General features: G+C 70.6%; 12 protein-coding genes and 3 pseudogenes. 6 read left to right on the top strand and 9 right to left on the bottom strand.

What is annotated here, in order from left to right; all coding sequences use genetic code 11:
- Nucleotides 1–156: 156 nt before the first annotated feature.
- A pseudogene (locus ACWCXX_RS33895) lies at nt 157–444 on the bottom strand (HNH endonuclease); the annotation flags it as partial.
- A gap of 92 nt (nt 445–536) precedes the next feature.
- Between ACWCXX_RS33895 and ACWCXX_RS33900 the strand changes: the two are divergent.
- Nucleotides 537–1892: a tetratricopeptide repeat protein gene (locus ACWCXX_RS33900; protein WP_451134024.1), complete on the top strand. Its 1356-nt coding sequence runs from the start codon at nt 537–539 to the stop codon at nt 1890–1892.
- 495 nt (nt 1893–2387) lie between these two features.
- Here ACWCXX_RS33900 and ACWCXX_RS33905 read toward each other — a convergent pair whose 3' ends face one another.
- Together ACWCXX_RS33905 and ACWCXX_RS33910 are read right to left on the bottom strand one after the other, a co-directional pair.
- Complete coding sequence (locus tag ACWCXX_RS33905; RefSeq protein WP_451134026.1) at nt 2388–4202, bottom strand: CocE/NonD family hydrolase; 1815 nt, start codon at nt 4200–4202, stop codon at nt 2388–2390.
- A gap of 233 nt (nt 4203–4435) precedes the next feature.
- A complete protein-coding gene (locus ACWCXX_RS33910; protein WP_451134046.1) occupies nt 4436–5113 on the bottom strand; it encodes a cyclophilin-like fold protein in 678 nt (225 codons plus the stop codon).
- Between ACWCXX_RS33910 and ACWCXX_RS33915 the strand changes: the two genes are divergently transcribed.
- Nucleotides 5034–5258 carry a hypothetical protein gene (locus ACWCXX_RS33915; protein ID WP_451134050.1) on the top strand — a complete coding sequence of 75 codons (225 nt, stop codon included), beginning with the start codon at nt 5034–5036 and terminating at the stop codon, nt 5256–5258. The genes ACWCXX_RS33910 and ACWCXX_RS33915 overlap by 80 nt on opposite strands.
- A gap of 22 nt (nt 5259–5280) precedes the next feature.
- On the opposite strand, the gene ACWCXX_RS33920 is transcribed toward ACWCXX_RS33915, so the two are convergent.
- From ACWCXX_RS33920 to ACWCXX_RS33945, 6 genes and pseudogenes are all read right to left on the bottom strand, one after another.
- Complete coding sequence (locus tag ACWCXX_RS33920; RefSeq protein ID WP_451134028.1) at nt 5281–5946, bottom strand: SDR family NAD(P)-dependent oxidoreductase; 666 nt, start codon at nt 5944–5946, stop codon at nt 5281–5283.
- A gap of 128 nt (nt 5947–6074) precedes the next feature.
- A pseudogene (locus tag ACWCXX_RS33925) lies at nt 6075–7063 on the bottom strand (aldo/keto reductase).
- A 265-nt stretch (nt 7064–7328) separates the two neighbouring features.
- A pseudogene (locus ACWCXX_RS33930) lies at nt 7329–7607 on the bottom strand (transposase); the annotation flags it as partial.
- A gap of 347 nt (nt 7608–7954) precedes the next feature.
- The gene (locus ACWCXX_RS33935) at nt 7955–8560 is read right to left on the bottom strand and encodes a dihydrofolate reductase family protein (RefSeq protein ID WP_451134030.1); all 606 of its coding nucleotides are present in this window, start codon (nt 8558–8560) and stop codon (nt 7955–7957) included.
- A 342-nt stretch (nt 8561–8902) separates the two neighbouring features.
- On the bottom strand, nt 8903–9880 hold the full coding sequence (locus ACWCXX_RS33940) for a hypothetical protein (protein WP_451134032.1): 978 nt from the start codon (nt 9878–9880) through the stop codon (nt 8903–8905).
- A 453-nt stretch (nt 9881–10333) separates the two neighbouring features.
- Nucleotides 10334–10966, bottom strand: coding sequence for a type III effector protein (locus ACWCXX_RS33945; RefSeq protein WP_451134034.1), 633 nt, complete (start codon nt 10964–10966; stop codon nt 10334–10336).
- Between the two features lie 128 nt (nt 10967–11094).
- Here ACWCXX_RS33945 and ACWCXX_RS33950 point away from each other — a divergent pair, with 128 nt between their 5' ends.
- From ACWCXX_RS33950 to ACWCXX_RS33965, 4 genes are all read left to right on the top strand, one after another.
- The gene (locus ACWCXX_RS33950; RefSeq protein ID WP_451134036.1) at nt 11095–11526 is read left to right on the top strand and encodes an Hsp20/alpha crystallin family protein; all 432 of its coding nucleotides are present in this window, start codon (nt 11095–11097) and stop codon (nt 11524–11526) included.
- Between the two features lie 101 nt (nt 11527–11627).
- Nucleotides 11628–12023: a DUF2267 domain-containing protein gene (locus tag ACWCXX_RS33955; RefSeq protein WP_451134038.1), complete on the top strand. Its 396-nt coding sequence runs from the start codon at nt 11628–11630 to the stop codon at nt 12021–12023.
- Between the two features lie 70 nt (nt 12024–12093).
- Nucleotides 12094–12537, top strand: a complete 444-nt coding sequence (locus ACWCXX_RS33960) for a DUF2267 domain-containing protein (RefSeq protein ID WP_451134040.1) — start codon at nt 12094–12096, stop codon at nt 12535–12537.
- 244 nt (nt 12538–12781) lie between these two features.
- A complete protein-coding gene (locus ACWCXX_RS33965) occupies nt 12782–13138 on the top strand; it encodes a SpoIIE family protein phosphatase (protein ID WP_451134042.1) in 357 nt (118 codons plus the stop codon).
- The last annotated feature ends 76 nt before the right edge of the window (nt 13139–13214 follow it).

A 13214-nucleotide genomic window follows, 5' to 3' on the forward strand; every position in this document is an offset into this window, starting at 1 on the left:
CATGCCCCGCGCTCCGCTGGGGACGGAACGACCTTCGGTGATCGTACGGATCGCGCTCAGCAGGGCGGGCGGTTCCGGCGGGACCCAGAACGGCCGTGCCCCGGCAACCAGAAGAGGCTGGTTGCCGGGGCACGGAATGCCGGGTGGTCGGTCGGGTCAGGGCGCGGGGGTGTAGGTGACGGGGGTTCCGCCGCAGCCGGCCGCGATGTCCAGGAGCCGGTCCTTCTCGAGCTCGTCGACGGCCAGGTTCCAGCGCAGTTTGGTCGCGGTCCATTCCGCGGCGTAGCGGCACAGTGCTCCGGGGGCCGGGGAGGGGAGCCATTCGGCGGGATCCTGGTCGGCTTTGGAGCGGTTGGTGCGGGCGGTGACGGCGACGAGGCCGGTTTCCTGGCCGAGGCCGTCGGCGTAGGTCTCGCGGCGGGCTGCGGTCCAGGCCGAGGCACCGAGTGGCGGGGAGCGTCATTCCAACTGTGCTGTATTCGAAGCTGTTGGTGGTGTCGGCCTGACGTCAGGGGCGAGCGCTATGGTGCTTGGCCGTGGACGCTACTGATCTTGACTACCGGGCCCGGACGCGGTCCGGTCGTATCCCGCCGGAGCTGGTCTCGCGGCTGCTCGAACGAGGCCATGCCGACGTGGTGGAGTTGCAGGCCGGACGCGGGGAGTGGTTCTGTGCGCTGGTGTGGGCTCGGCTGCTGGGTGATCAGGGCCGTCAGGCCGACGCGTTGAAGGTGCTCGCCCCGTACGTGGCGACGGGCTGGTGGACGGCTGTTGTTGCCGCGGCGGAGTTGCTGGAGGGCTGGGGCCGCATCGACGAGGCGATCGAGATTACCCGGGCCCGCATGGAAGTCGGGCACCCGATGGCTTTGGAGGCCTACACGCGGCTGCTCGCCCGGCACGGTCGCGCCGAGGAGGCGTTCGATCTGCTCGTGCCGCACGTCGACGACTGGGTGCTCGCCACCGCCCTGATCGACGTCGCCTCTGTTGCCGGCCGCGACGGGGAGGCGGCCGCGCTGCTCGCCGGCCGGATCCGGGCCGACCACTGTTGCGACGGCCCGTGGTGCTGCCGCGGCCTCGATTCCGACATGGTGCTCGGCCTGCTCGCGACGATCCGTGAACGCCAGGGCTACATCGATGAGGCCATCGCTCTGCTCCGCCGCCGACAGATCACCTCAATCAACAGCCGAGATCAACTCGCCGACCTGTTGGCCCGGCACGGCCGGATCGAGGAACTGCGCGCCTACGCCGCGCTGGACGGACATGAGGAGGCCGTACAGCAGCTGACGGAGCTGCTGGAGAAGGGTGACGACGTGGAGGGCGCGATCGCCGTATACGGGCAGGCCGACGGCCCCGCGGCACGGAATCCGAACTCGGCTTACGAGCTCGCTCAGCTCCTGGCCCGACACGGACGGGGCGGAGAGGCGATCGCCGTGATGCGCGCCCAGGCCGAGGCCCACCCCAGCGACGACTGGATTCTCCACGCCTTGTCCGAGCTGTGCCTCGACCAGGGCCGCCCCGCCGACGGCCTGGCCCACCTCGACGCCCTCGACGCCCGGCGCGGGGGTGAGGACGAGTGGGAGCTGTACTGGATGCGGTTGCCGCTGATCGCCGCCTGCAGTGGGGTCGACGAGGCGGTTGAACGGGCCCGAACACACCCCGAAGGCAACACCTGGTACGCGGCAGAGCACATTGCGCGCCTCCTTGCTGGTGCCGGGCGCACCGAGGAAGCCGTTACCGTCCTCCAGCAGCACGACCACAGGAACAGCCACGACCTCGCTGGCTACCTCGTCGACCTCGGCCGCGTTGAGGAGGCCCTGGCCATCCTGCTGCGCAGAAGCCCCCCGCCACCGCTCGTGCCGACGACGCACCTGTGGTCCGACGAGCCACCATTCTGAAGCCCTGACCGAGTGCTGGCGATGACGGCCCGTCAGCCGGTGGTTGGTGGGGCCGCCTCGCGGGTGACGACAGCCAGCACCGGTGGGCCACCGTCCCGGGTGGACATACGGGCTTCGAGGTAGGCGGTCCAGTCGGTGGCCGCGCGGCGCTGCCAGTGCTCGGCGGTGACGGCATGAAGTCCGAGCAGGGGTGCGAGGACGGCCGGCGGCAGGCCCTCGGCGAGCTGGACCGGGCCGGCCGGATGGGGATGTGGTGGGCGGCCAGGCGCCGGGCGAGGGCGGCGGAGGAGATGTGCCGGCCGGGCCCGTCGCCGCGAAGATTTCCGGTCGGCGTGTGTGCGGGTGTCGTCGAGCGCTCCGCCCACTTGCACCCCCCCACGCCCGTGGCTGGGGGGTGGCCTCCGCGCTGCTGAAGTGCCTGAAGCTGTCGTGGGGCATGACCCACCGGGCGGGTTCGGTCTACGAGTGCCCGCCCGGTCGGGTCCGGGGTGCCGGTCAGCCGAGCGGCAGTTCCAGGACGGCTTCCTGGCCGGTCGGGGAGGTGATGGTGGTGGTGGCGTTCTTCGTGCCGGTGAAGGAGTAGAGGCGGTCCCGGCTGTTGACGACCAGGGTGAGGCGGTGGCCGTCGGCGAGGTCGTAGGCGGCGGGCTGGAGGGTCCAGTCGACGGTCCGGTCCGTGCCGGTGTCCAGGTCCGTGGTGGTGAAGGGCTCGTGGGTGATGATCCGGGCGGTGCCGTCCGGGCCCACGTCGAAGAGGCAGGCGACCAGGGTCGCGGCGTCGCCTTCCTCGATGCGGACGGTGAGCCGGAGCCTGGCGGCGCCGCGGATGCGGCGTCCGCCCGTCAGTTCCTCGGTGGACCAGACCAGGAGCTGGTCCGGCTTGAAGCCGGCCGGGTCGTAGGTCTTGGGGTTGCCGAACCACTCCTTCTGTCCGGTCTCCATGATGTCGTCCATGGCGGTGGCGGTGGTCTCGTGCCCGGCGGTGAAGGCCCGGCTCCAGCCCGCGGACGGCTTGTCGGACAGGGTGGCCCCGCCGTCCCCGTTGGTGCCGCTCAGGTACCAGGTCTCGGTGCCGGTGGTGGCCTCGGACCAGGAACGGAGCGGTTCGCGCCGCGCTGCCTCGACGATCCGGTCGCCGCCGATGCCGGTCGGTTTGGTCTTGTAGGTGAACATCACCTGGCTGTTGACCACCGGCCAGTCGGGCACCTCATTGCTCTTCCCGAGCAGGTGGTGGTCGAGCCAGGCGTAGGTCTCCGTCATCGGTGTCAGGTAGCTCCAGAACGGGGTGCCGCTCGGCATGCCGGTGATGCCGACGCCTTCCGGGGCGCCGTGGTCGCCGATCCACAGGTTCAGGTGCTTGGGAACGGTGAGCTTCTCGAAGGTCGCGATCGCCTCACCGGCGGGGAACAGGCTCTCGTGCCAGGTGTTCGAGTAGAAGGTCGGGATGGACCGGGCGTTGGTGATGTCCACGTAGGTCTCCGGGGACCGCACGGTGCCCCACTCCACCACCTCCTCCATGTCCTGCCCGTCCTGGAAGTTCTGGAGGATGCGCCACGTCGCCTCGTCGAACTTCTCCTTCTCCTTGCCCTTCTCGGCTCCGGTGAAGCCGATCAGCAGCTCCACGGCCTTCTCGTGCCGGGTGCCGTTGTCGTAGAGGCTGGTGGCCAGGTTGCCCCACGTGCTCAGGGCGGCCACTGCGGCGACCCGGTTCTTCTCGTCGTGCGCGGCGACCAGCTGGCTGATCCCGGAGCCGTAGGACAGGCCCATGAACCCGACCCTGCTCGGCGCGAACAGTCCTTCCGCGTGGTCGATCACCGCCGAACCGTCCGACCAGTCCTCCGGTCCGGCGACGTCGATGAACCCGTCGGACGTGAACGGCCCGCCCGGCTCGCCGAACCCGCGGGGCGTGTACGCCAGAACGTGATAGCCGCGCGCCGCCAGGGAGAGGTAGCCGACCATGAACGGCATCCAGCCGTACGGGTTCCACCCGGCGGGCACGATCACGACCGGGCGCGGCTCCGAGGCCTTCTGCTTGATCGCGAACGCGGAGAGACCGATCTCCTGCGTCACGGCAATGCGCGGGAAACTGACCCCGGCCTCCCGCAGGACCCGCTCCACCAGCTCCCGCAGCTCCTCGGGGAGCGCCCCGGCCGGGGCCGTGCCCTGCAGGGCCGCGAGCAGGGCCCGGGCCACCGCGAGCACCGACGGGTTGATGTCGAGGCTCGCGCCGCGCCAGATGCCGTTGGCCGCGATGTCGGCGAGAGTCGCGTCGGTGACCGACGCGATGGGCTCTCCGCCTTCTGTAGTCATGAACCGCTCCGTTCCTTCTGTGTCCGGACAACCAGGACGCCCGCCGGGGCGCCAGGCGGATCATGGACAGGAGCGCACACACCGAAACAGAAGGGCGGCCGGCCGCACTCGATCGGATGGAGAACCCCCAGCCTGTGGCCCTGGCCCGCTGCGCCCGCCGTGAGCGGGCTGGAGTGGGCCGGTGGCCTTCTGCGAACAGGCCCGAAGGGAGTACGGCCACCGTCCAAGTCCGGTCACAGAGGCTGCGAGCCGGCTACGGTACGGCCCCGGCCGGTTGACGCCCGGCACGAAACGGGCCCGGTGTGCACCCGCGGCTGCGACGGGGCAGATGACCGGCTCGGACCCAGGCGTCCTTCGGGCGAGGTGAGACGTGCGTCGGGGCCCGGACGGCATTCGTGTCCGGGCCCCGATCCGCATCGTGACGGATCCGATCGCCTATTGCTTGGCCATCTCCAGAACGCTCTGAGCCTTCGTTGCCGGCATCTGGGTGCCGCGGACCTGCATCTTGCCCGCGAAGCACCTTTCGCATGCCGGGACGGGGATCTTGGTCCCGACCCGGTTCGGGGCAGGTTCTCGATCGTGATTCGGTCGGCGGTGGCGAGTTGCTGGGCGTCCTTGCGGTCGGTGAGCTGGCCGAGGACGTCCAGGCTCGGGGAGCGCTGGCCGTCTCGGTAGAAGAGGGCCAGGTTGCCCCAGGGCGTGTAGTAGGCGAGGTCGCCGGCCTTGGGGTGGGAGGCGTTCGGTGCGCCGCTGGTGTCGAGTTTGCGGGGCGGGTAGGCGATGCGTTCGCTCTGGTGGAAGTCCTCTGTCTCCAGCGTGAGCGGGAGCAGGGTGACCAGATCACGGGCGGCGGCGCTGTCGTTCAAGGTGGCTGCGAAGCTGCCGGTTTCGGTGGTCAGGTGGAGGTTCACGGCGTTCTCGCTTTCGGACGCGGAAGCTGAAGAGGCCCTCGGGGTGGGGGTGGTGGCGGTGACCGAGGGGATGGACTCGCCGGGGGCCGAGCCGGTGGTGCAGCCTGCTGCCAGGACGGCGGCGGCCGTCGCCCAGGGGATGTAGGCGCGTGGCCGGCTGAGGGGCATCAGGCGTCCATGGGCGAGGCGTAGTGGCGGAAGGCGCCGCGCTGGTAGTGCAGGGTCCACAGGATGTCGGCGAGGAGGGCGGGGTCGGTGTGTTCGTCGCCGGGGGCGATCGCACCGGGGACGACCAGCTGGGCGACGTGGATGTTCTCGGGGAGGAGGACGTCGTGCAGCATGGCCGCGTAGGCGCTTTCGGCTGCGAAGGCGATCGAGGTGCCGGCCCGCTCGGGGTGGGGGCGGACCGTGCTGCCGCCGTTGACGAACAGCACCGTGCCGCGGCCCAGTTCGCGCATGCCGGGCAAGGCCTGGTCCACGGCGGTCATCGGGCCGAACAGGGAGAAGGTCAGGGGGCCGTGCAGGTCTTCGGGCCGGGTATCGAGGACGGGCTTCATGAAGTCCTTGTGCGGGACCGGGCTGTACTGCAGGACCTCGATGGGGCCGAGGGGGGCGGTCGCGGCGTCCAGGTCCGCAGTCAGGGCCTGGTGGTCGCCCACGTCGGCGGCGAAGCCGCGGGCGTGGACGCCGTCCTGGTGCAGTTCGGCGTCCAGGGCGTCGAGGTGGTCCTGGTTGCGGGAGATGAGGGCGATGTCGAAGCCTTCGCGGCCGAAGCGGCGGGCGACGGCAGCGCCCAGGCCGGGGCCGGCGCCGATGAGGGCGAAGGTGGTCATGGCCGGCTCCTGGGGGAGTGCGTCTGATACGGGACGGGCCGGGCTGGAGACAGGCGGATCCTGGCTCGCAAGAGCCTCTCGGCGATGGGGTGGCGTGGCCGTGCCGCGTGTGGATTACCGGGGCGTGGTTACCAGGCGTATGCCTCGGGGGCTTCGCCGCCGGGGCCGGGCCAGATCTCGTCGAGCCCGTTCAGCGTTCCGGTGGACAGGGTGATGTCCAGGGCGCGTCGGCTGGTGGCGAGCTGTTCCATGGTGCGGGGGCCGATGATGGTGGCGGTGAGGACCGGGTTGTGCAGGAGCCAGGCCAGGGCGACGTCGGCGGCCTGTTCGCCGAGCTCGTCGCACAGGGTCTCGTACGCCTCCAGTTGGGACCGGTGCCGTTCGATGGTCTGCTGCATCTGCGTGGTGGTCCCGCGGCCGTCCTGGAGCTTCTTGAGGACGCCGCCGAGCAGGCCGCCGGCCAGGGGCTTCACGGGATCAGGCCGATGCCGTAGTGACGCAGGGCGGGGACGACTTCGAGTTCGACGGTGCGGGCGGTGAGGTTGTAGAGGCTCTGCTCGGAGACCAGGCCCATGAAGTTGCGGGCGGTGGCGGCGTTCTGGGCGGTGGCGATCTGCCAGCCGGCGAAGTTGCTGCTGCCGATGTAGGTGATTTTGCCCTCGCGGACGAGCTGTTCCATCGCCTGCCAGATCTCCTCCCAGGGGGTGGAGCGGTCGATGTGGTGCATCTGGTAGAGGTCGATGTGGTCGGTCCGGAGCCGGCGCAGCCTGGCCTCCGCCGACCGCCGGATCTTGTAGGCGGACAGGTACTTGTCGTTGGGGCCGAGACCCATCGGCTGGTACAGCTTGGTCGCCAGGACGATCCTGTCGCGGCGGCCGCCGTCCTGGGCGAGCCAGCGGCCGATGATCTTCTCGGACAGGCCGTAGCCCTGTGCCATGTCAGGGGTCTGTGGTCCGCCGTAGACATCGGCGGTGTCGAACAGGTTGATACCCGCGCCCACCGCCGCGTCCATGATTCTGAAGCTTTCGGCTTCCTCGGTCGCGTTGCCGAAGTTCGTGGTGCCCAGCGCGAGGCGGCCGACCTTCAGCCCGCTGCGGCCCAGATGCGTGTACTGCATGATCGTCGATCCTTCTTTCAGGGAGTGGGACGGCTATGGACCCGCCCCGTGAGGAACGGTCGGGTCAGAGGCTTGCCGTCGCCCGGTCGAACGGCGTGTTCCGGGCGACCTCGCGGCTGGGCGCCTGGGCGCGGCGGCGGATCGTCACGGGGTGGACCACGGTCGCGAGGCCGGTTGCGACGACCGCGACCAGGCCGAGCGGGACGGTCGTGCCCGCGCCGCCGAGTCCGACGAGCGGGGCGGCCAGCCCGCCGAAGGCGAACTGCGCCAGGCCCAGCCGCCCCTCCGCCGTCCGGGGAAGCGGCAGACCCGCCAGCGCCCGGCGCAGCCGTGCCACATCCAGATGCCTGCCGTACAGCGCACCATGCCCACGCTGATGCTCAGGCGCCAGGGACAGCTCGACCAACGTTCTCACTGGGCCGTCCGCGCACAGCAAGGCGTCACTCAGCTCGAACAAGGCGTCGGATCTCTTGGTCAGGCAGGCATAGAACTCCGTTCGGAAGCACGACAGTTCGGCAAGCGCATCCCGCTGCAGCAGACTCATTGTTCCGGCCTTCGCGCTGGTCAAGTGCCTCTGTGACGGAGCACAGGAGCAGGCGAAGGCCGCTCTCGCGTCAGGCACTCAGCCGAAAGCGACACCAAGTTCGACGCTACGTTCGACCGCGGACGATAAACGCCAAGCTTAGGATCCGCGACCCGCCCCTGGGGCAAACGCACTTGGGGAGTAGGGGGGGCGAAGGCGGACATGTGAGCAGGTGCGGAGCCTGCGGCCTGGGAGGGTGTACATGGGCTGATCTGCGACGGCTCGGGGCCAGGCAGGCCGGGCGCCCTGACGTTGGCCGCTCGCCGGCGTCGGCCTGGCGGCCGTCCGGGCCGGCGGACGGGGCGTCGTCACGCAGAGGCGCCGAGCGGCGGGTGCTCGAGCACGCGGGGCTTGTACTCGACCAGCTGGATGCGGCCGTCGAAGGTGCGGTGCTCGATCATCTCGAGGGCAACGTCCGGATAGCCGTCGTAGATGCGTTCTTCACCCGTGGCCCCGGTGATCACCGGGAACATCACGACCCGGAAGCGGTCGACGAGTCCGGCTCGCAGCAGGGACCGGCACAGGCTGAGGCTGCCGATCGTGCTGAGGAGCCCCGAGCCGCTCGACTTCATGGCGCGGACCGCCTCGACGGCGTCGTCGCGGACGAGCGTGGAGTTGGCCCATGCCAGTGGCTCCTTGAGAGAGGAGGAGAACACCACCTTGGAAGCTTGCGTGAGCTCGTCGACGGACGCCTCCTCCTCGGGCCTGAACTCGTCCTGGCCACTCGGGACCTCGCCTGCGGCGAAGCCCGACATCAGGCGGTAGGTGTTCGCTCCCATCAGGTAGGTGGCCTCGGGCTGCTCGCCGAGCCATGCGAGGTACTCCGGGCCTTCGAGGCCCCAGAACCCGGGCCATCCCTCACCCGATGCGTGGCCGTCGAGGGAGGTGATGAAGTCGACGAGAAGCTCCGACATGACGGTGTCCTTTCCTTGGGGGTCACGAGCTTGGACCGGCCGGGAGCCACAAACTCATCGGCCGCGCTGTGAAGTAACGAGAAAAGGGAAGGGATGTTGTCGACGAGCTCCTGGGCGACTACGGCACGGACGGGTTGGAGCGGCCCCGGCAGGTGGTGCGCCAGGTCCTGGCCCATCACCGGCGCGACGGCGGCCCCATGTCCGGGTCGTCGACCGGCGCCCCCCTGCGCGACATCGGCGCGCACCTGTACATGGACTGCTGACCCGACAAGGCGACACCGGATCGAGTCGCCCCGGCAGGGAAGCCGCGGGGCGGTGGTCGGCACCACCGCCCCGCCACCGTCACATGTCCGGTGTGCCCGTCTCCGTAGCGGCCCCGGCCAGTTCGGGCTGCGCGACAGGTGCGCCGTCGTCGAGCGTGATGCGCACCGTGTGCTGGGTTCCTCTGCCGACGGTGTCGAGCTCGTTGGCGAACCGGTCGTATGCGGTGGCTGCCAGGGCCCAGTCGGCGGTGAGGAACTCGGCCTTGTCCCGGGTGTCCCACAGGGCGATCAGGAGCGCGATGAGCGACCGTCCGGACAAGGCGACACGTACCCGCCCGTCCTTGATGTCGTCGACGTTGGGCGGGGTACGGAAGTGCGTCTGGTTGGTGCTCAGGCCGGTGAGGTACTCCCACGTGTCGCGGTGGCACACGAGCTCCGCCAGGGCAACACCGGCCGCCTTCATCAGCCGGACACCGTGCTGCACCTCCGGCGCGAGCCCCTCGGCGGCGGCCTGCTCCTGGCGACGGGCCTGCTGGGGGATCACCGGCCCGGACTGCGCGGCGGGTGCCGTGCCGCGGTACGCGGCCGCCGCCGCCTGCTTCAGCACGTCCTGGCCGTTTTCGTTCTGGAGGCCGGCCCCGGTGGGGCGGATGCCGGAGGCGTGGGGGGCCGGGCCGGGCTCGCTGTGGTTCATGGGCTCCTCTTCGGATTCGGCGGGTTCAGGCAGGGGGCGGGTCTCGGCGTCCGGTGCGGCGGTGTTCTCCGGCGGTGCGGGAGGAGGAGCAGCGCGCAATGCCTGGGCGAGCTCGGTGCGGACTGTTGCCACGTTTTGCCGGGTGTCGGTGATGTCCGAGATCAGCCGTTCCTGGCGGCGACGCAGTTCCCGGTTCTCCTCACGCAGTCCGGAGGTGCCTGCCTGGATGGTTTCCAGGATCTTCAGGTACTGCTGGCGTATCGCTTCCTGCCCGTCCGTCACGGGCTTCAGCCGGGACTCCAGTTGTTCGGCCAGCTCCTTCTGAAGCTTCTGCAGGGCATTCTCGAAGTCCGCTTTCCTCATGTATCTGTCCGATCACCTTCTGTTATTGATGGTCGGAACCTCCCCACTCCGCAGGTCCGGTAATGCGATGATTTCCAGCCGTCCATACCCCGCCTTGGAGCACAGCGGGCCGGAACCGGAGGAGCCCTCACCGGGGGCGCACCGGCGCCCGGACGCCGACTGAACCATTCCCGGCCCCCGTGCCCGGACCTTTCCCTGTACGTGCGGCGGCCCCGACCGGGTTTTTCCTGGTCGGGGCCGCCGCATGCGTGGGATCGGTTATGGGTGTGCAGGTGTTCCTGTCGGGCCTGGACCAGGCCGCGCCAGGTAGCCGTGTTGCTCGGCTTCGGCACGGCCGGCTTCGAAGGCGGCGATGGCGGCCGCGGTGTCGGCGTGGGGTCAGTGGATGTCGCCGAGGACGCGGTGGTGGCGGGCCTTGGGCGCGAGGCGGCCCTCGATGGGCAACGGGTGAGTTCAGGGGGGTGTGAGGGTGTCGAGCCGGGCGGCGAGGTCGGGGTGGGCGGCGGCCAGGTGGGGGCGGGTGGCGGCCAGGGGGGCGATGAGGTCGGCGGGGTCGTCGTGGGCGAGGGCTGCGTGGAGCCTGTCGAGCGGGCGGCGGGCGGCGGCGGGGAGGTCGGTGAGGGCGGTGATCTGTCCGGCGAGGCGGCGCAGGTCGGCGGCGTTGGTGCGGGCCCAGGTGGCGGTGGTGCGTTCGGCGGCCCGAGCCTGGCGGGTGGCCGTCACGCGTTGCTCGCCGGTGGTCCCGGAGGGGCCGGGGCGGCCGCGCAGATAGCGGCGTTCGGCTGCCTGGCGGCTGGCGACGCCGAGGGGATGGGCGAGGTCCGCCCAGCTGGCGCCCGCGTCGCGGGCGGTTTCGATCAGGCCGGTCTCCCATCCGGCGAGCCGCTCGCGCACCTGCCGCAGCAGCATCAGGGAGGCCAGCGCCTGCTCCGGGCCGGGACCGGGGCCTCCGGGGGTGTCCGGAGAGCCCTGCTGGGCGTCCCGTAGCGCGTCGTCTATGGCGCTGAGGGCCGCCGCGGCGGCGAGGAACGACGCCGGGCTGTGGGCGTTCGTGCTGGTCGCGGGCGGTTGCTCGGCTGCGGTCACGGTCGTCTCCCTGGGTTTGTCATCCTGTCGACGACATCGTGTTTGTCATCCATTGGATGACATGTTACAACGGTGTCAGTGAAGCGCATTGGCAGCAACTGCCTGAACCTGCTGGAGGTGTTTTCACGATGTTGATGCGCACTGACCCCTTCCGTGAGCTGGACCGGCTGGCGCAGCAGCTGATGGGCCCGGGCACCTGGTCCCGCCCGTCGGCGATGCCGATGGACGCCTACCGCGAGGGCGACGAGTACGTGGTGGCCTTCGACCTTCCCGGCGTCAGCGCCGACGCGATCGACATCGACGTCGAGCGGAACATGCTCACCGTCAAGGCCGAACGCCGGCCGGTGGCGAAGACCGATGACGTGCAGATGGAGCTGTCCGAGCGGCCGCTGGGCGTCTTCTCCCGCCAGATCGTGCTCGCCGACACCCTCGACACCGAGCACATCCAGGCCGATTACGACGCGGGCGTGCTCACCCTGCGCATCCCGATCGCCGAGCGCGCCAAGCCCCGCAAGATCTCCATCGGCGTCGGTTCCGGCCACAAGGAGATCTCCGGCTGACCACCGGCCGGACGAGTGCGGAGGACGGGCACCTGAGCCCCCTCTCACCCCGCCCTCCGCACCCCAGGGGCACCCCTGAAGAGGAAGAAGTGGCGGCCGAGATGACTCTGCGACGTGAAGCGTTTCTCGATCACGTGAAGGAACGCGGCGAATACGGCACTGCAAAGGAAGCCGAGCGCGCGGCCCGCGTGGTGCTCGCCCTGCTCGGCGCGCATCTGGTCGGTGACGTCCGCGCCCATCTCGCGGCGCGCCTGCCGGAGGGCTTCGCCCTGATCCTGCTCAACCCACTGCAGGGCGCCGAACCGCTCTCCCCGGAGCGGTTCGTCCGGGCGACCGCCGCCTGGATCGAGGGCGCCACCGAGCAGACCGCGGCCTGGGACGTCGGTGCCGTGCTGTCCACCGTCGCCGACGCGGCCGGCGACGACCTGCTGGGGCAGATCCTGCTCCAGCTCCCCGCCGGCTACGACCTCCTCTTCGGCCGCCCCCAGCCCACCTGACCATGACGGGTGGTGCCGCACCCCCGGCACCACCCCACCCAACCCGGCTCCACGAAAGGCATGCACCGCAGTGATCTCCGATGCGCGCGTACCACTTGAGCACCAGCAGTCGTACGGGACGGCGTACGAGCAGATGCTGGAGAAGGTCCGTTACGAAGGCGCCTACCCCACCCGCGAGCGGGCCGACGAAGCCGTCCGCCTGGTCCTCGCGGGGCTGGGGCGTCAGCTGACCGGCGACGAACGCGTCGATCTCGCCGCCTGTCTGCCCCTGGAGGCCGCCCGCGTCCTCACCGCGCAGATACCCGACACCCGGCCCCTGACCGGCTGGGCCTTCGTCAAGGACCTCGCTGCCCGCACCGGCGCCTCCCTGGCCACCACCCGCTGGGACACCGGATCCGTCTTCTCCGCCGTCGTCGCCCACGCCGGCCCCGACCTCATCACCCGCATCCTGGGCCAGCTCCCCACCGGCTACGCCCTGCTGTTCGGCCGCGCCGAACTCACCCCCGCCGCGTAGACGGAGAGATGCGTATCGGGGGCGGGTGCAACAACCGCCGCGTCGCAGCCGGCCCGGCCCCCTCAAGGCCCGCAAGGTGACCCCCGTCGTCCGCTCGTCAGCGCGCACCGACGAATCGTCATGCCCTGTCGAACGCATCAGATCCGGTCGGGCCCCGCGGCGTCAGGGCCGCTCCTCGGCCGGGAGTTTCAGGTCGCGGGGCGGGAGGCGGACCGAGAGGAGGGGGGATGTCGTCGTTACCGCCATGGGCCAGGCCGGCGAGGAGCTCGTCGCAGAAGACCGCCAGCCGTTCGCGGGGCAGGGCCACGGCACCGCCGCCGGACTCACTGCCAACCTCGCGGTGGCCACCTGCCGCAGCCACCACCGGCGCGGCGCCGGGCTGATCGAGACCGGGGAGGGCATCGAACGCACCCTCCTGGACCAGTCCGACCGCTCGTACGCCACCGCCGTCCTGGTCACCCTCGACACCCAGACGGGGCTGCCGACCCGGATCAGCCACGGCCCCCACCCGCCGGTCGTGATCCGCGGCGGCCGCTGGACCACACACCTGACCTGCTCATCCGCCCGTCCCCTGGGCATCGGCCTAAGGGCTGTCCCGTAATCCCCGGCGGGCGCGCGACGACAGCTACAGCACCTCGCTGCGTTGTCGGAACGTCCGAATACATCCAGTATGCGGA

The sequence above is a fragment of the Streptomyces sp. NPDC001732 genome, assembly GCF_053596315.1.

Coding starts and splice junctions, on each gene's coding strand:
- ACWCXX_RS33950 (WP_451134036.1), top strand. CDS start 11,095: ATGTTGATGCGCACTGACCCCTTCCGTGAGCTGGACCGGCTGGCGCAG.
- ACWCXX_RS33965 (WP_451134042.1), top strand. CDS start 12,782: ATGGGCCAGGCCGGCGAGGAGCTCGTCGCAGAAGACCGCCAGCCGTTC.
- ACWCXX_RS33955 (WP_451134038.1), top strand. CDS start 11,628: ATGACTCTGCGACGTGAAGCGTTTCTCGATCACGTGAAGGAACGCGGC.
- ACWCXX_RS33940 (WP_451134032.1), bottom strand. CDS start 9,880: ATGAGGAAAGCGGACTTCGAGAATGCCCTGCAGAAGCTTCAGAAGGAG.
- ACWCXX_RS33905 (WP_451134026.1), bottom strand. CDS start 4,202: ATGACTACAGAAGGCGGAGAGCCCATCGCGTCGGTCACCGACGCGACT.
- ACWCXX_RS33935 (WP_451134030.1), bottom strand. CDS start 8,560: ATGTCGGAGCTTCTCGTCGACTTCATCACCTCCCTCGACGGCCACGCA.
- ACWCXX_RS33920 (WP_451134028.1), bottom strand. CDS start 5,946: ATGACCACCTTCGCCCTCATCGGCGCCGGCCCCGGCCTGGGCGCTGCC.